Consider the following 20,834-nt stretch of genomic DNA (forward strand, 5'->3'; position numbering starts at 1 on the left):
ATGTCCCTCGAAATCAAAGCACTCCACGCCCAGATCCCCGGCCGCGAAATCCTCAAAGGCCTCAACCTCACGATTAATCCTGGTGAAGTTCACGCCATCATGGGCCCCAATGGCTCCGGCAAAAGCACCCTGAGCAAGGTCCTCTGTGGCCACGAAGACTACGAAGTCACCGGCGGCGAAGTCCTCCTGGATGGCGAAAACATCCTGGACATGGCCGTGGATGCCCGCAGCCGCGCCGGCCTCTTCCTGGCCTTCCAGTATCCGCATGAGATCCCCGGCGTCAGCAACGCCAACTTCCTCCGCGCCGCCCTCAAGGCCCGCCTGCCGAAAGGCGAGGACATTGATGCCATCAAATTTTACAAGCAGCTCTATGCACGCATGGACCAGCTGGAAATGGACCGCAGCTTCACCGGCCGCAGCGTCAACGAAGGCTTCTCCGGCGGCGAGAAAAAGCGCAACGAGATCCTCCAGCTCATGATGCTGGAGCCCAAGTACGCCATCCTTGATGAAACCGATTCCGGCCTCGACATTGATGCCCTCAAGGTTGTCTCCCGCGGCGTCAACGCCATGCGCAGCGAGAACCGCGGTTTCCTCGTCATCACCCATTACCAGCGCCTGCTGAACTACATCCAGCCCGACATCGTCCACGTCATGATGGACGGCCAGATCGTCCACACCGGCGGTAAGGAACTCGCCCTCAAGCTCGAAGAAAAAGGCTACGACTGGGTCAAGGAAGAGCTGCTCGCGGCTGCCTAACCAATTTGATGAACGAAGAGATTACAGCTTCAATGCCTTTTGATTCTCCAACAATGTTGGCGGGTTACAAATGGCACAGACGTCGCTCCTCAGCATTTGGCTGGCCATTTTGGGTGGCTGTTGCATTGGTTGTTATCTCCACCGTTCCCTCAATTCTCAGCCAGGGTAAAATCCAAATGTTCCCGCAGTATTGGTTTTTGGTGGGAGCCGCGATCTTAATAGCATTGGTTTATTGGCTGGGGCCGCGAATCTACCTGCGAGGCTTGAAAACTTCTCCATCTTTCGCAACTACGGTGTCATACCAGTTCAGTGATGAAGGATTATTGGTGAGAATGCCACTAGGAGAGGGGAAGTTTGATTGGGACTACTTCATTGAGAGTATCTCAACACCTGATGGTGCTATGATTTACAGTCACAAAAGAGCCTTCAACTGGCTCCCCAAAACCGCCTTCGCCTCCGAGGCCGACTACAATCGCTTCCTCCAGCTCATCGCCGAAAAGACCAAGCATTCCAAAATCGGCTGAACTGAACACTGAAAACTAAACACTGAAAACTTTCTTATTATGGTCACCGCCCCAGACAACGACATTTCCGACATCAAGGTTGATAGCGTGGGGGACTTCACGTTCCCTGAGCGCAACAAATTCGACTCCGGCTTCGGCATCACCGAAAAGACGGTGGACTTCATCGCCGATGTCAAAAACGACCCGGACTGGATCCGCGAGTTCCGCCACAAGGCGCTCAAAATCTTCCAGAGCAAGCCCATGCCCACACATTGGGCCACCAAGGACCTGGAGAACATCAAGTTCGACGAGTTCCGCTACTACCTCTCCGACGGGCAGAAGCCGAAGCGTTCCTGGGACGACGTGCCAGAGGACGTGAAGCGCACCTTTGACCGCCTGGGCATCCCGGAGCAGGAGCGCAAATTCCTCGCCGGCGTGGAGGCGCAGTATGACTCTGAGGCCGCTTACTCCAACATCAAGGCCGCCGTAGAAGAGCAGGGAGTCATCTTCGTCAACAGCACCGAGGGCCTGCACAAGCACCCCGAGATCTTCAAGAAGTGGTTCGGCAAAGTCATCCCGACGGGCGATAACAAATTTAGCGCCCTCAACAGCGCCGTGTTCTCCGGCGGTTCCTTCATCTACGTGCCTCCGGGCGTGAAGGTGAAGCATCCCCTGCAGGCTTACTTCCGCATCAACTCCGAGCAGTTCGGCCAGTTCGAGCGCACGCTCATCATTGCCGATGAAGGCGCGGAGCTGATGTACATGGAAGGCTGCACCGCCCCCAAATTTGAAACCGCCACCCTGCACAGTGCCGTCGTGGAACTCGTCGCCATGAAAGGCGCAAAAATCCAATACGTGACCGTGCAGAACTGGAGCAGCAACGTCTTCAACCTCGTCACCAAACGCGGCATCGCCCATGAAGATGCCGAAGTGCGCTGGATCGACTGCAACATCGGCAGCCGCCTGACCATGAAGTACCCCGGCGTCATCATGAAGGGCAAACGCGCCCGTGGCGAGGTCATCAGCATCGCCCTGGCCAACAGCGGCCAGCACCAGGACACCGGTGCCAAGATGGTGCACGCAGCGGATGACACCACCAGCAACGTCATCAGCAAGTCCATCTCCATCGGTGAAGGCCGCAGCACCTATCGTGGTCTGGTCCACATTCCCAAGCACCTCAAAGGCTGCAAGAACAACACCGAGTGCGATGCCCTGCTGATCAACACCAACAGCCGCACCGACACCTACCCCGCCATCAGCGTGCGCGGCAACCAGCACTCCACCCAGCACGAAGCCAGCGTCAGCCAGGTCAGCGCCGACCAGATCTTCTACCTCATGCAGCGCGGCCTCAGCGAAGCCGAAGCCATGAGCCTCAGCGTCAACGGCTTCATCAACGACCTCGTCAAAGAGTTCCCCATGGAATACAGCGTCGAACTCAAGCGCCTCATTGACCTCGAAATGGAGGGCAGCGTGGGGTGATGGACATGCTCTCGACTATGGTGACTGTCCCAGATGTCTTTTACGCGGTTTTCATTACCCAGCTGCCGCTTTGGATAGGATTGATTGTCTTCATCTGGGGCTTTCGCTTAGTTCGTAGTTTGCGTGACCGCCTGGATACCATCGAAGATAAACTTGACCAGCTTTTGGTTATCCAGCAGACGAAATTCACAACAGAAAGACCTGGTTCCGCAGGGCATCCCTGACCTGGACTTTATCACCAGACCACCCGTATGTTCGAGAAGAGCGACCAACAATTTGCCAACGCCGCCAAGCACAAGTCGGTGCGTCGGCAATTGTTGGCCAGTCTTCAAGCACGGCGGAAGCACTGTCTGCCGGTGCTATTCTCGATAAGCGCGGCCGCTGTTGGGCTATTGATTGCGCTCGTTATGACCACCCAGGTTTCGTGGTCCTCTTCTTGGTTAGTCCCGGGACTTTTAGGGTTCGGGCTGCTCTCTTTAATCGCTGTCGCCATCTCCGAAACCAGCCGCTTTTTCGCTCTGGACACCCAGATCAAAGTCATGCGCATGATGGAAGTGGCCAACGGTCAGGCCGAAGCCGAGCCGTTATTAGAGTCCTTCAATCCCTAAGCTCATCGTCATGCTAGCCCAGCTTCTCCAGCACGAAAATGATTCCCGCCAGGCGCGCGGTGATCAGGCCGCGCGTGCTGCTTTGATGGCCAGCTTGCAGCGCCGCAGCCGGGCCGCTTATCGGACTGCCATAGTTCTTCTGGGAGCCGCGATGATTCTTCTGGTGGTGCTCATGGTGGCCTTCACAGGGGAGTCCAACAGCCAAGGCCTGGATCACCCGGTGATGCGGGTCCAGATGCCCTTGTTCGTGCTGGCAGCCGTCGCCTGCGGAGCCTCCTTTCAAAAATGGCAGGCGCTGGAACAGCAGATCCATTTGCTAACGATTATCAATGACCTGGCAGCCCAGGTGGAAAGCCTCAAACAAGGAGGTGCTGTATGATGCAGCGCAGCCATTCCGCAACTTCCAGACTTTCAATCGTAAGGCCAAATCATGGCCCGAGCTTCACTTTTTCATTCTAGCCAGAAATCATTCATGCCCGCCACTCTTTCACCCACTCCCAAACTCAACCCCCATCCTGTGTCCGATACTCCCGCCATCTCTGCTCCTTCCGGTCTTGAAGTCATTGCGCCTGTGCGTGATGAAACCTCTGCTCCAGGCTGGTTTCTGGCACGGACGGAAGCCGCCTGGGAGGAGTTCCAAAAGCTGCCAGTGCCCAGCATCAAGGATGAGAGCTGGCGTTATTCTAACGCGAAGAAGATCGAGCTGGCCGAGCACAGCCCCGCCCTTGCAGTCACGGAAGCCCAGAAGCAGGCAGCCATTGCGGCCTCCGAAGGGCTGAAGGAACGCACGGCGCGTTTTGTCTTTGTGAATGATGAACTGGTTCTCTCTGAAACCGATGCCCTGCCGGCCGGTGTGGTCTGCGTGAACTTCGCCGAAGCATTGAAATCTCATGGTGAGGTCCTGAAGGAGCACTTCATGAAGCGGCAGATGACGCTGGGGTCAGCCAAGTTTGCCGCGCTGCATCTGGCGCATGTCAAGGCGGGCACGGTGATCGTGCTGCCGAAGAATGTGACCATCGAAAAACCCATCGAGGTCTTCCATTGGGTGGTGGGTGATCATGCCGCCATTTTCCCGCACACACTCATTGTTAGCGGTGACAACTCTGAGGTCAGCGTGGTGGACCATTACCGCAGCCTCGAAGGTGAAGGCGGGCTCAGCATTGCTGTGGCGGATCTGGTCAGCGGTAACGGTGGCCGCATCACGTATGCCGCCTGCCAGGAGCTGGCGGATGATGCACAGGCGCTGCACCTTTCCAGCATCGTCGCCGGCCGTGATGCCAGCGTGAAGAGCTTCCAGGTGCAATTGGGTGCCGAGTTCAGCCGCAGTGAGACCGTCAGCGACCTCATCGGTCAGGGTGCCCGCAGCGACATGCTCAGCGTCTCGATGCCCATCGGCGACCAGATCGTGGACCAGCGGACCTTGCAGAACCACAAGGCACCTCACGCCACCAGCGACCTGCTTTACAAAAACGCCCTCTATGGCAAGTCCCGGAGCATTTTCAGCGGCCTCATCACCGTGGATGAAAGCGCCCACTACACCGATGCCTACCAGACCTGCCGCAACCTGCTGAACAGCGACGAAGCAGAAGCCACCTCCCTGCCTGGACTTGAGATCAATGCCGACCAGGTCAAGTGCAGCCACGGCGCCACCAGCGGCCCCATCAGTGATGAAGAGCTTTTCTACCTGAAGGCACGCGGCATCAGCGACATTGATTCCCGCAAGCTCATTGTGGAAGGTTTCCTGGCCGACGTGCTGAAGCGCTTTGGCAACAGCGAGGTGCTGGACACCCTGGTCGCCCGCATTGACGAAAAGCTCGAACGTGCTGTTTGATCATCGGCGATGATCCTGACCCGCATGCTACGCCTCAGTCTGCTCGCAGGCTGGGGCGTTCTGTTGCTGGGGTTGCTGTTGCAGTTCGTCATCAAGGATCATCTGTTCGGCCTGCGCCTGCTGTACTATGCGATGCCCAAGCCCTGCCTGCTGGCGCTCGCTGTTACACTTTTGGTTTGGCCAAAAGCAGGCCGTCAGTTGCGCCTGGCCGCTGGAGTGGTGAGCCTCCTGCTGGCTTCAACGTGGATGATGAGCTCCTGGGGCAGGGGACCGGATACAAGCCTGGTCCGCGATGACTCCAGTGAAGTGCGCATCCTCTTCTGGAATCTGTCCCACCCGACCGGCATTCATCAGGGGATGGTGGATTTGGTCAGGGAGCATCAGCCGCACATCGCCACCTTTGTGGAGCCGGGTCGCAAGGGCATGGAGGAGCGCTGCCGGGTTTATGAATCGCTGCTGCCGGGGTATGAAGTGAGCTGGATGCCGCGTGGAGTGCTCTGGGTTTCACGGGTGGAATCACGGTATCGCGACCGGGGCAAGCTGGAGGGCATGGGAGCCTTTGCACGGTTTGAAGTGACCGGCTTGGGACCTGCCTTCCCGGTCGTTGTGGCGGATGTTCATCCTCATCCTTTCCACTGGCGGAAAGGCCAGCTTGCTGAGGCGCTCTCCTATGCACAGGGCCGTCCAGATGCGTTGCTGGTCGGTGACTTCAACACGCCTTTGGAATCGCCGCTTTTCAAAGACTACCGGGCAGAGTTTACCAATGCCATGGAGGTGGCAGGGCAGGGGTTCAAGGAAACCTGGCCCATCGGGCTGCCGCTGCTCAGTCTGGATCAACTTTGGTTAGGCCAGGACTGGGTGGTGCTGGAGGCACACAAGATCTGGAAGCTAGACCACAGCGACCATGCAGCCCTGCTGGTGACGCTGAGGCGGAAGGCGAAGTGAAGCGGCCACTCCTGGCTGCTGTTGGAAGAAGACCAATGCCCAAGCAGCCAGGAGTGGCCGCTTCACTTCAATCCACGGACCAGTCCACAGCCACCTGCTGCTCGCGGCCATTGCGGTCATGGTATTTGACGAAGCCGTTTTTGGCCCCGAATTCATGGACGCATTTGGTCACCTTCACATCGAAGGCGCAATATTCGGCGATCTCGGCGATCTTGCCCTGCTGCCACCAGCGGATGGCATCGAGGCCATCGGCCGTTTTGCCGGTGCCCAGGCTGGCGGAGGCAACGGCATCCAGCTTCAGCCGGTGACCGAGTTTCTTTTCCAGATCCACCAGCAGGTCCAGGTCCCGCACCTGCTCGCGGAAGTCAAAGATGGTGTGGCCCATGAGCACTTCATAGTCGAAGCTGACATGGTTGAAACCGACGACAAGATCGGCGCGTGTGAGCTGATAGATGAGGTCGGACGTTTCCTCTTCCAGGAAGATGCGATATTCGCCTAGCTTGGTGCTGTAGGTCACACCGACAGAGATGCCCATCTTGTGCTTGTTCCCCCAGCCGCCCACATCATTGGCGGTACGGCGGGTTTCCAGGTCGAAGTAAACGATGTCCCGGGCCATCGCGCTCAGAGACGATAGACGATGCGGGCTTTGTCCATGTCGTAGGGCGACATTTCAATCTTCACGTTGTCGCCGATGACCAGACGGATGAAACGCTTGCGCATTTTGCCGGAAATGTGGGCCAGGACTTCGTGACCGTTCTTCAGCTTCACGCGGAACATGGTACCTGCGAGAACTGCGGAGATGACTCCGTCCAGCTCGATGGCCTCCTCTTTCTGCTTGAGTTCGTCTTCAGGGGACGGGGGCGGCGGCATGTGGCGGCCGGAACCACCACGCGGCCCCGAGGAGCGGCGAGGACCGCCACGGTTGTTGTTCTTTCGACGAGGAGGAGGCATAGATGACACAGCGCGGTTTTTTCAGAAAACCGGGCGGTCTTAGAGTGCTGCGCGTGTGGGCCATTGACAACTCCTAATTTATCTGTCGAGGGCAATCTTAACTGCCAGGCGGAAGAAAAAGTGCTGGCGCACTCCATTGTGTGCATTATGTTGCGCTTCGCTAGTTCTCAGATGGTGGTCGTAGCTCAATGGTAGAGCCCCAGATTGTGATTCTGGTTGTTGCGGGTTCGAGCCCCGTCGATCACCCCACCCTGCCGTTCACGTTGACGGCCTTTCCCCGGTCTGAAACGAAGCTGTGAATTTTCCCCTTCGCCCATGGAAGTGCTAGAATCTGTCCTCGGTTACACTTTTCAGGATCGTCAGTTGCTGACGATGGCCCTCACCCATGGAAGTGTCGGTTACGAGGCTCAGCGGGCGCAGGCGGACAATCAAAGGCTCGAGTTTCTTGGCGATGCCGTGTTGCAGCTCATGCTGTCGGAAATGGTTTACCAACGGCTGCCCAAAGCCGATGAAGGACAGCTCACCAAACTGCGGGCACAGATCGTCTCCACAAAGGCCCTGGCAGCCGTCGCCCGGCGGCTGGAGCTGGGACGCTTCATCATCATGGGGAAGGGGGAGCAGGCCAATGGCGGGCGCGAGCGGGAGAATACGCTAGCGGATGTCCTGGAGGCTGTGGCCGGTGCCATCTATCTGGACGGTGGACTGGTGGAGGCGCAAAAGCTGACGCAGCACCTGTTTCGCGAAGATCTCGAAAAGCTGCTCGTCAGCCCTGGGGATCCGAATCCCAAGGGCCAGCTCCAGGAGATCATCCAAGCGGTGGGGCCGACACCGCCGCATTACAAGATCCTCAGCCAAAGCGGGCCTGACCACGCCAAATGCTTCGAAGCGAGTGTGAACTGGATGGGCAGCGTGCTGGGCACCGGCACAGGCAGCAGCAAGAAAGAAGCTGAGACGGCCTCGGCCAAATCCGCCCTGGAATCTCCAACGCTTATGGTGCAGCTAAAAAGTCTGGTTAGCTTAAATATTAATAATCCCATAACTACTGTAAAAAACTGTGAGTAACGGGCCGATAACTCACCTCAAGTCTGCGAGCAAACCTCATAACTGAGACTTGTTGATGCGCATACACAGGCTTTGCGCAATTTTGTCCGCAATGAATCGGAGTGTGGAACGTCCCCATTTTGGGAGAGGAACAGGCTTGTTGGACTTATACCCAGCCTATACGGATAAGGAGATTTATTGAGCTTTACCTTATTCAATCATAGAAGCTGTGCAAAAGCGGGATAACTGCATGGAAACGCAGCTTTGCTTGCACTGGCATCCTTGCCGCCCATCATAGGCAGTCTATGTCCAGCAGCCTCGGCACTCTCTTCCGCATCAGCACTTGGGGTGAATCCCACGGTCCCGGAGTGGGGGTGGTCATAGACGGCTGCCCGCCACGCATTCCGCTGACGGTGGAGGACATCCAGCAGGAGCTGGATCGCCGCCGTCCTGGGCAGAGCAAGATTGTGACTCCACGGAAAGAGGACGACAAGGCCGAGATCCTGTCCGGCGTGCTGGATGGAATGACGCTGGGCACGCCCATCGGCCTGTTCGTCCGCAATACGGACCAGCGGCCATCGGCCTATACGGAGATGGCGCAGGCCTACCGTCCGAGCCACGCGGACTATACGTATGATGCCAAGTACGGCATCCGGGCCGTTTCCGGCGGAGGCCGCTCCAGCGCCCGTGAGACCATCGGCAGGGTGGCAGCCGGGGCGATCGCCCGCAAGATGCTCCAGCAGTCGTTAAAGGGCTACGAATGCCTGGCCTATGTGAAGACGATCCAGCACCTGGAAGCGAAGATCCCGGAAAAACTGACGGCGGAGCTGATCGAATCCAACATCGTCCGCACCTGTGATCCCGAAGCGGCAGAGCGGATGATCGAGCTAATTGAAAAAGTGCGCAGCGAGGGCAACAGCGTCGGCGGGGTGATCGAGTGCGTGGTGCGCGGCGTGCCGCCAGGACTGGGTGAGCCGGTTTTTGACAAATTGGAAGCCGATCTGGCCAAGGCGATGATGAGTTTGCCTGCGACGAAGGGTTTTGAAATTGGCAGCGGTTTTGCCGGCACGCTGATGACGGGCCTGGAGCACAATGATGAGTTTTACATGGACGGCAGCCAGGTACGCACGCGGAGCAACCGCAGCGGCGGCATCCAGGGCGGCATTAGCAACGGCGAGGAGATCGTCTTCCGCGTGGCTTTTAAACCTACGGCCACGGTGCTGCGCGAGCAGAAGACGGTGACGAATACGGGTGAGGATACGACGCTATCCGCCCGCGGCCGTCACGACGCCTGTGTGCTGCCGCGCGCGGTGCCCATGGTGGAGGCGATGGTACACCTGGTGCTGGCGGACCACTGGCTGCGGCAGCGGGCGCAGAATGGGGCGTAGAAAGAACGGGGAGAGAAGAAGGCACTTGGCAACCGCCTCTCCTTAAATCACGCGGTGGGGCGGCCGGCGGCTTCTTCCTGGCGTTTCATCATGTCGCGGATCTCGGTGAGGAGGGCGACATCGGGGGGCATGGCGGCGGGGGGAGTGTCCTTGGTGATGACCAGGTCCAGGAGCTTGTTGGTCGGCTTGACGATGATAAAAAAGACGATGGCGGCGGTGATAAGGAAGCCGATCACGGCCCCGACAATGGCTCCGACATCCAGGAGGACGGGGACCATTTTTTCCGTGGTCACCTCAGTGCCGTTGACCTTTTCCGTGACCTTGGTCATCTTTTCCCAGATCTGAAACTTCCAGTTGGAGGTGCCAAGGTTGCTGCCGCCAAAGATGGCCAGGATCGGCTCGACGATTCCTTTGGTGAAGGCGGTCACAATGTTGTTAAAGGCAGAGCCGATGATCACGCCAGTGGAGAGGCTGACGACGTTACCCTTGAGGATGAACTTTTTAAATTCGTCCAAGACAGCGGGGGAATGCAGGTGCGGAAGATTCATGCGCGGGTATGAAAAAAAGTTGAGCGGCGATGAGGCCGCCCAACAGACTTTATACCATCGGAGCAAAAGCGGTGCCCGGTTGCATGCGAGACCGCGAAGAAAAGGAGAGAATTACTCTTTAAACTTGCCTTCTTTGGCCAGCTTGGCGCGGAATTTGGAGACCTTGGGGCTGACGACGGCGCGGCAATATCCCTGGTTGGGATTGTTGATGAAGTAGTCCTGGTGGTAGTCTTCGGCGACGTAGAATTTTTTCAACGGGACGATCTCGGTGACGATGGGCTGGTCCCAGTCTTTCTGGGCGGCTTTCATGGACTCCTCGGCGAGCTTTTTCTGCTCGTCGTTCATGTAATAGATGCCGGAGCGGTATTGGGTGCCGATGTCGTTGCCCTGGCGGTTGAGGGTGGTGGGGTCGTGGGCGATCCAGAAGTAGTCGAGGATCTCCTTGTAGGTGATGACGGCGGGGTCGTATTCGATCTGGATGACTTCGTTGTGGCCGGTCTCGCCGGTGCAGACTTCTTTATAGGTGGGGTTTTCCTTGGTGCCGTTGCAGTAGCCACTGACGACGGTTTTGACGCCTTTGAGCATTTCATACTGGGCTTCGGTACACCAGAAGCAGCCGCCACCGAGGACGGCGAGTTCAGTTTTGCCGGACGCGGCAGCAGGGGCAGGATCGGCAGCGATGGCTGGGGCGATGGCGGTGGACATGGCGGCGAGGATGGAAAGGAGGGTTTTCATGGTCCGTGAGGTCGGCGGAGATTGCGACTGATGATGCGTTGCAAATGGGGGTAAACTTTCACCCGGGTGTGCTTTCCTGGTTGGGAGAGACAGGCGGAGAGAATATTCCCATGCAAGGCAGTCTGGACATCGTTGTCATGAATCCTTACGCTTGGGCAAACTGACCTGACTTATGAAAGCGATCCTTTTTGCCCTGCTGACTGCTGTCTCCGCCCACGCGATTACGACGGAACCGCCGAACATTGTGCTGGTGATGGCGGATGATCAGGGCTGGGGAGACATGGGCTACAACTGGCATCCGCATCTGAAGACGCCGCACTTTGATGCGATGGCGAAAGAGGGGATCCGCTTTGACAACTTTCATGCGGCGGCACCGGTGTGCTCGCCCACGCGAGGGAGCGTGCTGACGGGGCGGACACCGAACCGCTTTGGCTGCTTTTCTTGGGGCCACACGCTGAGGCCGCAGGAGGTCACAGTGGCGGAGGTGCTGAAGGAGGCCGGGTATGTGACAGGACACTACGGCAAGTGGCACCTGGGCGGGGTGCAAAAGGCGAGTCCGGTGAGCCCAGGAGCGAGCGGATTCGACCACTGGATCTCGGCGCCTAATTTCTTTGATGTGGATCCGCTGCTGAGTGATGAGGGCGTGGCGAAGCAGTTCACGGGGGACAGCTCAGATGTGACGGCGGACCTGGCCATCCAGTATATCCGGGAGCGGTCTAACCAAAAGCAGCGTTTCCTGGCGGTGGTGTGGTTTGGCTCGCCGCACAGCCCGCACCAGGCGCTGGAAGCGGACCGGGAGCTGTATGCGGACCAGCCGAAGAATGTGCGGGATTTTTATGGAGAGATCACGGCGATGGACCGGGCCTTTGGCCGCATCCGGCAGGAGCTGAAGGACCTGGAGCTGAGCGAGAACACGGTGCTGTGGTACTGCAGTGACAATGGGGCGCTGCCGAAGATCGGCTCCAGCGGTGGGCGGAGAGGGAACAAGGGGAAGGTCTATGAAGGGGGGCTGCTGGTGCCGGCACTGCTGGAATGGCCAGCACTGTTCAAGGAGCCGAAGGTGATTACTGCCCCGGCGACAACCTGCGACATTTTCCCAACGGTGCTGGCGATGGCGAAGGTGGAGCAAAAAGAAACGAGGCCGCTGGATGGCGTGAATCTGCTGCCGCTCCTGGAGGGGACGGAGAAGAGGCGGATCCAGCCGATTGGCTTCTGGGACCGTTTTGAAAAGGGGGTGTCAACTCCATCGGATGCCTGGATGAAGGATCTGCTGGAGGCGCAGGCGAAGGGAGAGGAACCGACGGATCCCGAGAGGCTGTTTACGAAGGCGGGGGAGATCGGCGAGGCAGTGCCGGTGAACCGGTTTCCAGGACATGCGGCCTGGATGGACGGGAACTGGAAGTTGCACCGCAAGGAAGACAAAAAAGGCCAGGTGGACTGGGAGCTCTATGATCTGAATGCGGACCCTGCGGAAAGCCGCGTGCTCTTTGCCGAACAGCCGGAGAGGGTGCCGCAGATGCAGATGGCGCTGGAGGAGTGGCTGGAGAGTGTGGCGCGGAGTCTGAACGGGGAGGATTACAAGGACTGAGGCGTCTTTTGGCTGGAATGGGCAGGTTGTAAGTCCTGCTGTGAGGGTATGGCGACGTTTTTTCTTGTCCCCCTGGAGTTAGCGGTTAAGGACAAGTTCCCGCACCCGCATGCTTTTCCCTACGTTCGAGTTTTGGATCTTTTTTCTGATTGTCGCTCTGGTGTACTGGCGTCTGCCTCACAAGGGGCAGAACCGGTGGTTGCTGGCGGCGAGCTATTTTTTCTATGGATGGTGGGACTGGCGGTTTTTAGGGCTGATCGGTGGGGCGACTTTTTTGGGCTACATCAGCGCGCTGAAGATGGATGAGCCGGGAATGTCGAAGACAGGGCGGCGGGCCTGGCTGGGCATCGGGCTGGGAGGGCTGCTTGGATCGCTGTTTTACTTCAAGTATGCGGGCTGGTTTGTGGAAAGTGCGCGGGAATTCATGCAGGCAGTGGGGCTGGGAGATCCTGGGTGGGTGGTGAGGATCGGCCTGCCGGTGGGCATTTCCTTTTTTACCTTTCAACTCTTGAGCTATGTGCTGGATGTTTATCGGAAAAAGCATGAGGCAACGCGGCATCCGCTGGACTTTGCGCTGTATGTGAGCTTTTTCCCGCAGCTGGTGGCAGGGCCCATTGAGCGGCAGGACCGGCTGCAACCGCAGTTTGAGGAGCCGAGAAAAAGCGGGTTCACGGAGGAGATGTTCCGTGAGGGGCTGTATCATGTGATGCTGGGGCTGTTCAAAAAGGTGGTGATCGCGGACAATCTGGCGGTCATCGCGAATCATGTCTATAACCGGCCGGCGGGGGAGATCGGTTTTCCTGAGTTCCTGCTGGGGACGTACGCGTTTGCCTTTCAGGTGTATGGGGATTTTTCAGGCTATAGCTCAATTGCGCAGGGGGTGGCGAAGTGGCTGGGTTTTGACCTGATGGTGAACTTCCGGCACCCATATCTGGCGGTGAATCCGAGCGACTTCTGGCGGCGCTGGCACATCAGCCTGTCATCAGCACTGAGGGATTATATTTTCATTCCACTCAGCTTCAAAAATCCGACTTTGCTGATCACCTGCCGCAATCTGATGCTGACAATGACGCTGGGGGGACTTTGGCATGGGGCTGCGTGGACGTTTGTGGCCTGGGGAATTTTTCATGGGGCCTGGTTATGTGCTGAGGCCTGGATGCGGCACCGGCTATCACTTCAAGGAAAGGTACGTCCTGCAGAACCGGGATGGGGGAACGTTTTGCGGATTCTGGGCTGCTTTCATCTGGTTTGCCTAAGTTATGTCCTTTTCCGCTCCAGTTCTATGGAGCAGGCAGGGCTGCTTTTGGGAAGCGTTTTCAGGAACTGGGAGTGGACTTCTTTTGCATCCTTTGGTTACGTTTACCTGGTGTTTTTCACGCTGCCACTCATGGCATACGAAATATGGCTGGAGAGGCGCCGGGATCTGATGGCTCTAACGGAGCTGGCATGGGGCTGGCGGGCTCTGGCGTATACTGTGGTGGTGCTTTTTTTACTTTATTTTTCACCTCCGAGCGCGAATGAATTCGTTTACTTCCGTTTTTAAGTGGCCCGAAATTCGGGTTGTGATGGTACTGGTTGCCCTCCTCACTCTGCTTGAGTGCTTTTTCCGTGTGAAGGGAGGACGGCTGTCAAGCGATGTCCGGAATATCGAGAGTATTGCTCAGGTGGCCGAGGAGGTGAGTGCAGCCCCGACCCCCAGATGGCTGTTTGTCGGAAACTCACTCCTGCAGGCAGGGGTAGACCCGGTATTGTTGAGGAAGGAGATGCTAACCTACGGGGCTCCGCAAAACCTGGGAATTTTCATGGCTTATCCTGATTCCTCGCACATGAAGATTTGGGATTATTTGGTAGAACGCTATTTCGCAGAAACGGACTGTCTTCCGGATAAACTTGTTCTAGTAACTGGCAGAATGCATCTGGCAGATGCGCCTGCCAATGTATCGCATCTGGGTGCCTATTACGTCTCATGGCGGGCGCTGCCGCGATACTTAAAGGAGGATGGAGGCAGCAGCGAAGCCGTTGCGGAGTTTTTCGTGGGAAGGAGCATGGCTCTAATGCGCAGCCGCCAGAGGGTAAGTCCACGCGTTTTTGACATCCTGTTGCCCCACTATCAAGAAAACTGGCATCTTCTCAACGAGGCGGCGATGCAAGGACCTCTGGTAGAGAAAGTGGGGCAGGCATCCAAAGCTTATGAAACCCGGCATCTACGGCATTTCATCCGGCTGCTGTCAGAGAGGAAGGTGGAGCTGCTGGTGGTGAAAGCTCCAATGCAGCATTCATATGAGCTGCCGGAAGAGATCCTCGAGGTTCTGGGACAAGCGGGTGTTCCTGTGGTGGATGTCAACCCGTTGCTGCAACTGGGTGCAGAACATTTTGCGGATGCGGATCATCTGAATGAAGCAGGGAGAGTACTGTTTACCCGAGCGTTGGGAGAGGCCTTGGGAAAGGGTTGGTAATAGACTTGTTTTATGCTCTCATAGCGATCCCTCTCCCCTCATGAATTACGAAGACCGTCTCCGCAAGCTGCTCAGTTCCATCCTCAGACTTTCGGAATCAAGGCTGAAGCCCAACGGGCATATTATGGATGAACTGGGAGCAGACTCCCTCCAGTTCCTGGATTATATCCGAAGTGTGGAGAAAGAATTTGGTCTGACTCTGAAAGGGTCTGATTCGGACCATTTTGCGACTCTCAAAAAAGCGGCGGCCTTTCTTGAGAAACAGCAAATAGGCACGGCAGCGCCGCAAGAAGCGCCTGCCCCAGTTGAGAATGCTGCGACAGTATTTCAGGCGGGGATGTGGCTGGATGACCAAGGGCTGTTGCACTATCCTTTGGAAATTGGCATGCCCTTAACCGGAAGAAATAACTTGGGTGAAACAGCGATTCTCAAGCTGATTGGTGACCTGCGCTGGAGGCATGTGAATTTTTTTTCCAAAGTGCCCAGCAAACTGCTGTGTGATGACACTGGGGAGAGACTTTATGCGACTTTCTTCTATGTGGAGGCTAATTTTTCAGAGTCCGCACCTTTGTCTTCTTTTCGAGAGAATGATGAATTGCACATCGTATCCTCGTTGAAATCCAGCGGTGGAAGTGTGCTGGACGGCTATCACTGGCTGTTCCATGGGCCTATGCAAAATCCACCGGCTGACCCGTCGGCGCAGGGAGTTCCGTATTTCCGGACCTCGAACATTTTTGTCAAAATGTTGCAAGGGGCGCAATGGCTGAAAAAATCCAAACCTTGCCAGCCTGGCATGGCACGGATTCCACAGATGGAAGGAGCACCGGATTCTGCAGAGATGTGTCGTCAGGCGGATGAGAACAATGGCTTTGGCCCGATCCCGCAAGACTGGCTGACATTGTCTGAGGGTCCGGTGGAGATTTTTTATGATATTGTGCCGGACCGTGATCTGAACGGGGCGGGGCTGCTTTATTTCGCGAATTATCCTCAAATCTTGGACATCGTGGAAAGAGAGGTTTTGCAAAAGAAGCTTCCGCTGCCTTTCGAAGAAACGACTGTGGATCGCCGGACGGTGGTGCGCCGGCAGAGTGCCTATCTTAGCAATGCGAGCCAGTCTGACAGACTGCGAATTCATGTCACAGTGGCTGCTGAAAATCCCTTTATCCCGCTGGCAGGCCGGCCAGAGAAACCGGAAGAGAGGTCAATTCACCTTTGGCTGAACTTTGTCATGTGGCGGTGTTCTGATGACCGCAAAATGATGGTATCAACTGTGCGGAAGGTGATCACAGACATGACCTGGGGTGGGACCCGCGTCATGAAGCAGTTGCAGACCATAAATCCTATAGTCCCCGCATGATGAGCATATTCCTTCCTGCTGATGAATCATGGAAGGTCTATGGCCGCGAGGACTGGCTAAGGCAGGCGGGTCCAGACATTGCTGACCGTGTGCAGCAAGCTCCGGGAAACAGGCGTGTGCCTCTTTATGGCCTGAGCGACCAAGTCTGGGAGAACAGCCCCTTGAGGAAGGAAGCGCATGCCTGGAGGCTGGTGGAAAATTCACCCACACCATCAAAGCAGCAGAGATCTTGTGATCCTGTGGAAGAAGTTGTGGCGGTGTTGAAAGGCTGGTTGGAGACTTCTGGAACGAAAGATTCGTACCTTTGCGTGCAGTGTGAGATGGATATCTTCGCGACTGTTGCGAAGCTGCGTGCGCTCCGCGGACTGGCCAGGGCACTGGCAGCTGAGGGTGACAGGCCCATGCCAAAAATCAGAGCCTGTTTATGCCTTGGCAAGCTGGAAGGATATGATCAGGCTTGCGGATTGATCCGAGCTACAGTGCAGGCGGTCTCGGGAATTTTGGGAATGTCAGATGAGATCGAAGCAGACCCTCAAGCATTCATGGGAATGGACGGGCAGGCGGATGTGGAGGAAATACGGCGTCGGATGCAGGCGCTGTCCTGTATTCTACAGGAGGAGTCGGGGCTGGGGAAGGTGGCTGATCCGCTGGCGGGCAGCTTTCTTGTAGAGGCGGAGACGCGTCTGCTGGCCGGGAAAGTGTATGAGGCCCTGGGATCAGGCTGCTTTAAAGGAGTGCCTTTTTCTGAGGTGATACAACGTTGCGAAGTGAGACCTACGCTTGCAGACCCGGGTTGGCCAGGGCTCCCGCCATTTATCCGGGGCCCCTATGCGAGCATGTATCTTAAAGCTCCGTGGACGCTGAGGCAGTATGCGGGTTTTTCAACTGCGGAGGAGACAAACGCCTTCTTCCGCAGTGCGCTCGCTGATGGACAAAGGGGACTGTCCGTCGCTTTTGATCTGCCAACACACCGTGGTTATGACTCCGACCATCCCCGTGTAACGGGAGATGTGGGCAAGGCGGGGGTAGCGATAGATACGGTGGAGGACATGAAGCGTCTGTTCGAGAGTATTCCGCTGGGCCAGATCACGGTCTCCATGACAATGAATGGGGCGGTTCTGCCGGTCCTGGCCTTTTTTATTGTGACGGCGGAAGAGCAGGGGGTGTCTTTGGAGGCGTTGAGCGGGACCATCCAAAACGACATTCTAAAAGAGTACATGGTGCGCAACACCTACATTTATCCTCCGGGGCCTTCGTTGCGGATCGTTGCCGATGTGATGAGATGGCTTGCTGAAAACTGTCCCCGGTTCAATTCCATTTCCGTATCCGGTTACCATATGCATGAGGCGGGGGCGACAGCGGCCCAGGAACTGGCCTATACGCTGGCCAATGGCCTGGCCTATCTGGAAGCCGGGAGCAAGGCGGGGGTCCCTGCAGAGACGTTGGCAGCGCGAATGTCATTTTTCTGGGCGCAGGGAATGAACTACCAGACTGAGGTAGCCAAGCTGCGGGCTGCCAGGGGTCTGTGGGCCCGACTGCTGTGGGATGCGGGCATCCGCTCTGCCAAAGCGCTCGCGCTGCGCTGCCACTGCCAGACAAGCGGATGGAGCCTGACGCGGCAGGACCCCGTCAACAACATTGTGCGGACCACCGTGGAAGCGCTTTCTGCGGTACATGGGCATACTCAATCCCTGCATACCAATTCGCTGGATGAGGCTGTGGCGCTGCCTTCGGATGCTGCTGCCCGTATTGCCCGGCAAACGCAGCTAATTCTGCAGAAAGAATCCGGTATTTGTTCTGTGATTGATCCTTGGGGAGGATCCCTTGATATGGAGGAGAGAACGGCAGCTCTCGCTTCAGAGGCCATGGAGATGATCGATGAAATACGCGAGGCAGGGGGGATGGTCCATGCGGTAGCCAAGGGTCTGCCTCAGCGGCGGATAGAAGAGGCTGCAGCCCGCCGACAGGCCAACATTGATTCAGGCAGTGAAAAAATCATCGGGGTGAATTACCTCCAGCCCGACCATGAAGCGCCTTTGGAAATCCGTGACATTGATAATGCGGCGGTTAGGTCGGCCCAGTTGGCGCGCTTGCAACAGGTAAAGGCGACCCGGAACCCAATCCGGGTGCAGGAGTCATTGCAGGCGCTGGAAGTTGCTGCCAGGGATCCTGATGCCAACCTGCTGGCGCTGGCCATTGTGGCTGCAAGAGAAAGGGCGACGCTAGGAGAAATCTCCCTGGCTCTGGAGCAAGTCTTTGGCCGGTATTATGCGATGACACAGGTGGTCGGCGGTGTTTATAGTGCGGCCATGCCTGCGGAGGAAGATTCTGAAATGAAGAGAGTCCGGGTCCGGGTGGAGCAGTTTGCCAGGAAGAACGGCCGCCGCCCGCGTATGCTTCTTGCCAAAATGGGCCAGGATGGACATGACCGGGGAGCCAAGGTGGTTGCAGGGGCGTTCTCAGACTTTGGTTTTGATGTTGATCTGGCACCCTTGTTCAGGACTCCCGACGAAGTATGCCGACAGGCCATCGACAACGATGTTCATGTGATAGGCATCAGTTCTCTGGCTGGGGGACATACGACTTTGGTTCCCGAATTGCTGCGCCTGTTGAAAGAGCAGGAGTCATCTCATATGCAGGTCATTGTCGGCGGTATTATTCCAGACGGAGATCATGCGGTGCTTTCGGCTCAAGGAGTGGGTGCCATTTTCGGACCCGGCACTCGCTTGCCGGATTGTGCGCATCGCGTAATGGATCTGCTGGAAATTCATTCATCAGCATGAAATTCCATTTAGATGCTGAAGAATGGGCTCGAAGGCTGTCTTTGGGAGACCGTCAGGCCTTGTCCCGGGCCATCACGCTCGCAGAGAGCAGTTTGGAAAAGGACCAAGAAATGGCGAGCCGTCTGTTTGCCGCACTTCCGAAACCGATGGAAAACTCACTGCGCATCGGTGTGACCGGAGCGCCCGGCGCGGGTAAGAGTTCCTTGATCGAGGCGGTAGGACTCAGGCTCTGCAGCCAAGGACATCGCGTGGCTGTGCTAACGTTAGATCCTTCAAGCACAGTTCATGGAGGCAGTTTGCTCGGAGATAAGACCCGGATGCATGAACTGAGTCATCACCCTGCTTCCTATGTCCGGCCCACCCCTTCAGGAGGGGTACTGGGGGGGATAGGTATCGCGACGTTTTCGGCGCTGACTCTGTGTGAAGCGGCCGGATTTGAGATCCTGTTCGTGGAGACGGTAGGTACCGGGCAGAGTGAATACAGTGTGATTGATGTCACTGATGTAACGTTGCTGGTCATGGATCCGGGGAGCGGGGATGGTGTGCAGATGCTGAAAAAGGGACTGTTGGAACATGTGGACTGGATTGCCATCAGTAAGGCCGATGGCGAACGCCGCTCTCAAGCGGAAGCTTTGCACATCGAATTCCTGAACAGTCCTTCCTCAAGGCCGGTTCTTCTCACCAGCCAGGAGGACGAAGCTGTCATCAATCAATGGGCGCGACGGATTCAAGAGCACCGCCAGACCAGTGGCAACCTGCGCCTGCGCCGGCATGAGCAAGCTCAAAAGGCCTTCCGATGGACATTTGAGCAGATGTTGATCCAGCAATTGAGGGCGAACCCGGAAGTTGACGGTGAATCCGTACTTTTTGCGGAATCAAACACGCTGAGCCCCCAGCTTGTGACCCACGCTGCACAAACCCTGATTCGCAGACTCATTTAAACGGGAAGCCTACGGTCCGGACATCAATCTATGACGACGAACATGGCGGCGAAGGTGTTAGGAGCGAACTGGGTCTCGGGGGCGGGGGAAGTGATCATCTGGGAGATGTCGCCATCCAGGTAAAGGGCGTTCTGGCAGCCGAGGTGGAGGAAGAAGCGGGAGAGCTGGTGGAAGGTGACGCGGCCTTTGACACGGTCCTCACGGTCGCTCATGACGAAGACGATTTCTTTGGTGGCGGTGACGATGCCAACGGCGCTTCGCTGTCTTTTGTTAGGCGAGTTGATCTGAAAAGCAGGATGAATGGCACCTTTGCGAAGCAGGATGGGGCCGGACTGGTTGGCAATGCGGGGTCGGAGATTGAGTGAAGGGTATTCAGTGCTGGTGACGATACCGGGGCCGGTGATGGCATCCAGGTAGAAAACGCCGTTGGGTTTGAGAAAGAAGTTGCCGTAGCCATCGGCGAGATTCAGGGGAACGAGTTCTTTGAACGCACTTATAGTTAGGCCGCAGGGCTTGGGGCCGCGTTCATAGATGCCGGCATTGGTGGCAAAGAGGAGGGTCTTGCCCTCGCTGGTGAGCTGTTTCTGCAGGCCGCCGAAATCGGACAGCGGCTTGCCCTGGGGATCTGTCCAGCGGAGGTCGAGCTTGGCATGATCTGCGGCGGCGACGCGGTGAAGGTGGTAGAGAGCGCCTTCATGCTCCATGGATTCTGTAGCGTGAAGCCGCGCGGCGAGTGAGAAGGTTAGCCAGAGGAGGAGACTGGTAAATGACCGCATAGGTATAAAGAGGATGTGTAAAAAAGATTGTCACAAACCGGGGGTATTTGGCAAATGAATTAATCCTGGAGCGCGGCCATTAAGAAGTTATTCTTTTGTATTTTGAATCGACTTGTTTGCCCCCGCCTTATTGAGTTCCATTCGTCCA

General features: G+C 56.9%; 21 protein-coding genes and 1 tRNA gene. 17 read left to right on the forward strand and 5 right to left on the reverse strand.

Going from position 1 to position 20,834, the window contains the following annotated elements; all coding sequences use genetic code 11:
* From sufC to WJU23_RS14225, 8 genes are all read left to right on the forward strand, one after another.
* On the forward strand, positions 1-756 hold the full coding sequence (gene sufC / locus WJU23_RS14190) for a Fe-S cluster assembly ATPase SufC (RefSeq protein WP_346333249.1): 756 nt from the start codon (positions 1-3) through the stop codon (positions 754-756).
* Positions 757-764: 8 nt separating this feature from the next.
* Complete coding sequence (locus WJU23_RS14195) at positions 765-1,280, forward strand: YcxB family protein (protein WP_346333250.1); 516 nt, start codon at positions 765-767, stop codon at positions 1,278-1,280.
* Between the two features lie 39 nt (positions 1,281-1,319).
* Positions 1,320-2,738: a Fe-S cluster assembly protein SufB gene (gene sufB, locus WJU23_RS14200; protein ID WP_346333251.1), complete on the forward strand. Its 1,419-nt coding sequence runs from the start codon at positions 1,320-1,322 to the stop codon at positions 2,736-2,738.
* Entirely contained in the window at positions 2,738-2,962 is a 225-nt protein-coding gene (locus WJU23_RS14205; protein ID WP_346333252.1) for a hypothetical protein, read from the forward strand. The genes sufB and WJU23_RS14205 overlap by 1 nt, the downstream gene beginning before the upstream one ends.
* A 27-nt stretch (positions 2,963-2,989) precedes the next feature.
* Positions 2,990-3,346 carry a hypothetical protein gene (locus WJU23_RS14210; RefSeq protein ID WP_346333253.1) on the forward strand — a complete coding sequence of 119 codons (357 nt, stop codon included), beginning with the start codon at positions 2,990-2,992 and terminating at the stop codon, positions 3,344-3,346.
* Between the two features lie 10 nt (positions 3,347-3,356).
* Entirely contained in the window at positions 3,357-3,725 is a 369-nt protein-coding gene (locus WJU23_RS14215; protein WP_346333254.1) for a hypothetical protein, read from the forward strand.
* A gap of 93 nt (positions 3,726-3,818) precedes the next feature.
* Positions 3,819-5,177, forward strand: coding sequence for a Fe-S cluster assembly protein SufD (gene sufD, locus WJU23_RS14220; protein ID WP_346333255.1), 1,359 nt, complete (start codon positions 3,819-3,821; stop codon positions 5,175-5,177).
* Positions 5,178-5,201: 24 nt separating this feature from the next.
* Entirely contained in the window at positions 5,202-6,122 is a 921-nt protein-coding gene (locus WJU23_RS14225) for an endonuclease/exonuclease/phosphatase family protein (protein ID WP_346333256.1), read from the forward strand.
* A gap of 67 nt (positions 6,123-6,189) precedes the next feature.
* Here the strand turns inward: WJU23_RS14225 and WJU23_RS14230 are convergent, their stop codons facing one another.
* Entirely contained in the window at positions 6,190-6,738 is a 549-nt protein-coding gene (locus tag WJU23_RS14230) for a ribonuclease H-like domain-containing protein (RefSeq protein ID WP_346333257.1), read from the reverse strand.
* Between the two features lie 5 nt (positions 6,739-6,743).
* Complete coding sequence (gene infA, locus WJU23_RS14235; RefSeq protein WP_346333313.1) at positions 6,744-6,992, reverse strand: translation initiation factor IF-1; 249 nt, start codon at positions 6,990-6,992, stop codon at positions 6,744-6,746.
* Between the two features lie 255 nt (positions 6,993-7,247).
* On the opposite strand from infA, the gene WJU23_RS14240 reads away from it, so the two are divergent.
* The 3 genes from WJU23_RS14240 (at position 7,248) to aroC (ending at position 9,502) form a co-directional block, all read left to right on the forward strand.
* Positions 7,248-7,322: transfer RNA gene (locus tag WJU23_RS14240), tRNA-His, on the forward strand.
* A 66-nt stretch (positions 7,323-7,388) separates the two neighbouring features.
* A complete protein-coding gene (rnc, locus tag WJU23_RS14245) occupies positions 7,389-8,135 on the forward strand; it encodes a ribonuclease III (protein WP_346333258.1) in 747 nt (248 codons plus the stop codon).
* Between the two features lie 284 nt (positions 8,136-8,419).
* Entirely contained in the window at positions 8,420-9,502 is a 1,083-nt protein-coding gene (aroC, locus tag WJU23_RS14250) for a chorismate synthase (protein ID WP_346333259.1), read from the forward strand.
* 47 nt (positions 9,503-9,549) lie between these two features.
* On the opposite strand, the gene WJU23_RS14255 is transcribed toward aroC, so the two are convergent.
* Complete coding sequence (locus WJU23_RS14255; protein ID WP_346333260.1) at positions 9,550-10,050, reverse strand: MscL family protein; 501 nt, start codon at positions 10,048-10,050, stop codon at positions 9,550-9,552.
* 111 nt (positions 10,051-10,161) lie between these two features.
* Positions 10,162-10,785, reverse strand: a complete 624-nt coding sequence (gene msrA, locus WJU23_RS14260) for a peptide-methionine (S)-S-oxide reductase MsrA (RefSeq protein ID WP_346333261.1) — start codon at positions 10,783-10,785, stop codon at positions 10,162-10,164.
* A gap of 172 nt (positions 10,786-10,957) precedes the next feature.
* Here msrA and WJU23_RS14265 point away from each other — a divergent pair, with 172 nt between their 5' ends.
* The 6 genes from WJU23_RS14265 to WJU23_RS14290 all read left to right on the forward strand — a co-directional run bounded on the left by WJU23_RS14265 (position 10,958) and on the right by WJU23_RS14290 (position 19,910).
* Entirely contained in the window at positions 10,958-12,373 is a 1,416-nt protein-coding gene (locus tag WJU23_RS14265; protein ID WP_346333262.1) for a sulfatase-like hydrolase/transferase, read from the forward strand.
* A 109-nt stretch (positions 12,374-12,482) separates the two neighbouring features.
* The gene (locus WJU23_RS14270; protein WP_346333263.1) at positions 12,483-13,916 is read left to right on the forward strand and encodes an MBOAT family O-acyltransferase; all 1,434 of its coding nucleotides are present in this window, start codon (positions 12,483-12,485) and stop codon (positions 13,914-13,916) included.
* On the forward strand, positions 13,891-14,829 hold the full coding sequence (locus WJU23_RS14275) for a hypothetical protein (protein WP_346333264.1): 939 nt from the start codon (positions 13,891-13,893) through the stop codon (positions 14,827-14,829). The genes WJU23_RS14270 and WJU23_RS14275 overlap by 26 nt, the downstream gene beginning before the upstream one ends.
* Positions 14,830-14,869: 40 nt before the next feature.
* Positions 14,870-16,186 (forward strand): LnmK family bifunctional acyltransferase/decarboxylase, encoded by a 1,317-nt coding sequence (locus WJU23_RS14280; protein WP_346333265.1) that lies wholly within the window; start codon positions 14,870-14,872, stop codon positions 16,184-16,186.
* A 320-nt stretch (positions 16,187-16,506) separates the two neighbouring features.
* On the forward strand, positions 16,507-18,969 hold the full coding sequence (gene scpA / locus WJU23_RS14285) for a methylmalonyl-CoA mutase (protein WP_346333314.1): 2,463 nt from the start codon (positions 16,507-16,509) through the stop codon (positions 18,967-18,969).
* Complete coding sequence (locus tag WJU23_RS14290) at positions 18,966-19,910, forward strand: GTP-binding protein (RefSeq protein ID WP_346333266.1); 945 nt, start codon at positions 18,966-18,968, stop codon at positions 19,908-19,910. Before scpA ends, WJU23_RS14290 begins: the two co-directional genes overlap by 4 nt.
* A 23-nt stretch (positions 19,911-19,933) precedes the next feature.
* Here WJU23_RS14290 and WJU23_RS14295 read toward each other — a convergent pair whose 3' ends face one another.
* Positions 19,934-20,686 carry a phosphodiester glycosidase family protein gene (locus WJU23_RS14295; RefSeq protein WP_346333267.1) on the reverse strand — a complete coding sequence of 251 codons (753 nt, stop codon included), beginning with the start codon at positions 20,684-20,686 and terminating at the stop codon, positions 19,934-19,936.
* Positions 20,687-20,834: the final 148 nt, after the last annotated feature.

Origin of the sequence: Prosthecobacter sp. SYSU 5D2 (assembly GCF_039655865.1) — a bacterium.
Taxonomy (GTDB): Bacteria; Verrucomicrobiota; Verrucomicrobiia; order Verrucomicrobiales; family Verrucomicrobiaceae; genus Prosthecobacter.

Excerpts from the sequence above, each read along its gene's own strand:
- sufC (WP_346333249.1), top strand. The coding sequence starts at position 1 with ATGTCCCTCGAAATCAAAGCACTCCACGCCCAGATCCCCGGCCGCGAA.
- WJU23_RS14195 (WP_346333250.1), top strand. The coding sequence starts at position 765 with ATGAACGAAGAGATTACAGCTTCAATGCCTTTTGATTCTCCAACAATG.
- sufB (WP_346333251.1), top strand. The coding sequence starts at position 1,320 with ATGGTCACCGCCCCAGACAACGACATTTCCGACATCAAGGTTGATAGC.
- WJU23_RS14205 (WP_346333252.1), top strand. The coding sequence starts at position 2,738 with ATGGACATGCTCTCGACTATGGTGACTGTCCCAGATGTCTTTTACGCG.
- WJU23_RS14210 (WP_346333253.1), top strand. The coding sequence starts at position 2,990 with ATGTTCGAGAAGAGCGACCAACAATTTGCCAACGCCGCCAAGCACAAG.
- WJU23_RS14215 (WP_346333254.1), top strand. The coding sequence starts at position 3,357 with ATGCTAGCCCAGCTTCTCCAGCACGAAAATGATTCCCGCCAGGCGCGC.
- sufD (WP_346333255.1), top strand. The coding sequence starts at position 3,819 with ATGCCCGCCACTCTTTCACCCACTCCCAAACTCAACCCCCATCCTGTG.
- WJU23_RS14225 (WP_346333256.1), top strand. The coding sequence starts at position 5,202 with ATGCTACGCCTCAGTCTGCTCGCAGGCTGGGGCGTTCTGTTGCTGGGG.
- WJU23_RS14230 (WP_346333257.1), bottom strand. The coding sequence starts at position 6,738 with ATGGCCCGGGACATCGTTTACTTCGACCTGGAAACCCGCCGTACCGCC.
- infA (WP_346333313.1), bottom strand. The coding sequence starts at position 6,992 with ATGCCGCCGCCCCCGTCCCCTGAAGACGAACTCAAGCAGAAAGAGGAG.
- rnc (WP_346333258.1), top strand. The coding sequence starts at position 7,389 with ATGGAAGTGCTAGAATCTGTCCTCGGTTACACTTTTCAGGATCGTCAG.
- aroC (WP_346333259.1), top strand. The coding sequence starts at position 8,420 with ATGTCCAGCAGCCTCGGCACTCTCTTCCGCATCAGCACTTGGGGTGAA.
- WJU23_RS14255 (WP_346333260.1), bottom strand. The coding sequence starts at position 10,050 with ATGAATCTTCCGCACCTGCATTCCCCCGCTGTCTTGGACGAATTTAAA.
- msrA (WP_346333261.1), bottom strand. The coding sequence starts at position 10,785 with ATGAAAACCCTCCTTTCCATCCTCGCCGCCATGTCCACCGCCATCGCC.
- WJU23_RS14265 (WP_346333262.1), top strand. The coding sequence starts at position 10,958 with ATGAAAGCGATCCTTTTTGCCCTGCTGACTGCTGTCTCCGCCCACGCG.
- WJU23_RS14270 (WP_346333263.1), top strand. The coding sequence starts at position 12,483 with ATGCTTTTCCCTACGTTCGAGTTTTGGATCTTTTTTCTGATTGTCGCT.
- WJU23_RS14275 (WP_346333264.1), top strand. The coding sequence starts at position 13,891 with ATGAATTCGTTTACTTCCGTTTTTAAGTGGCCCGAAATTCGGGTTGTG.
- WJU23_RS14280 (WP_346333265.1), top strand. The coding sequence starts at position 14,870 with ATGAATTACGAAGACCGTCTCCGCAAGCTGCTCAGTTCCATCCTCAGA.
- scpA (WP_346333314.1), top strand. The coding sequence starts at position 16,507 with ATGGATATCTTCGCGACTGTTGCGAAGCTGCGTGCGCTCCGCGGACTG.
- WJU23_RS14290 (WP_346333266.1), top strand. The coding sequence starts at position 18,966 with ATGAAATTCCATTTAGATGCTGAAGAATGGGCTCGAAGGCTGTCTTTG.
- WJU23_RS14295 (WP_346333267.1), bottom strand. The coding sequence starts at position 20,686 with ATGCGGTCATTTACCAGTCTCCTCCTCTGGCTAACCTTCTCACTCGCC.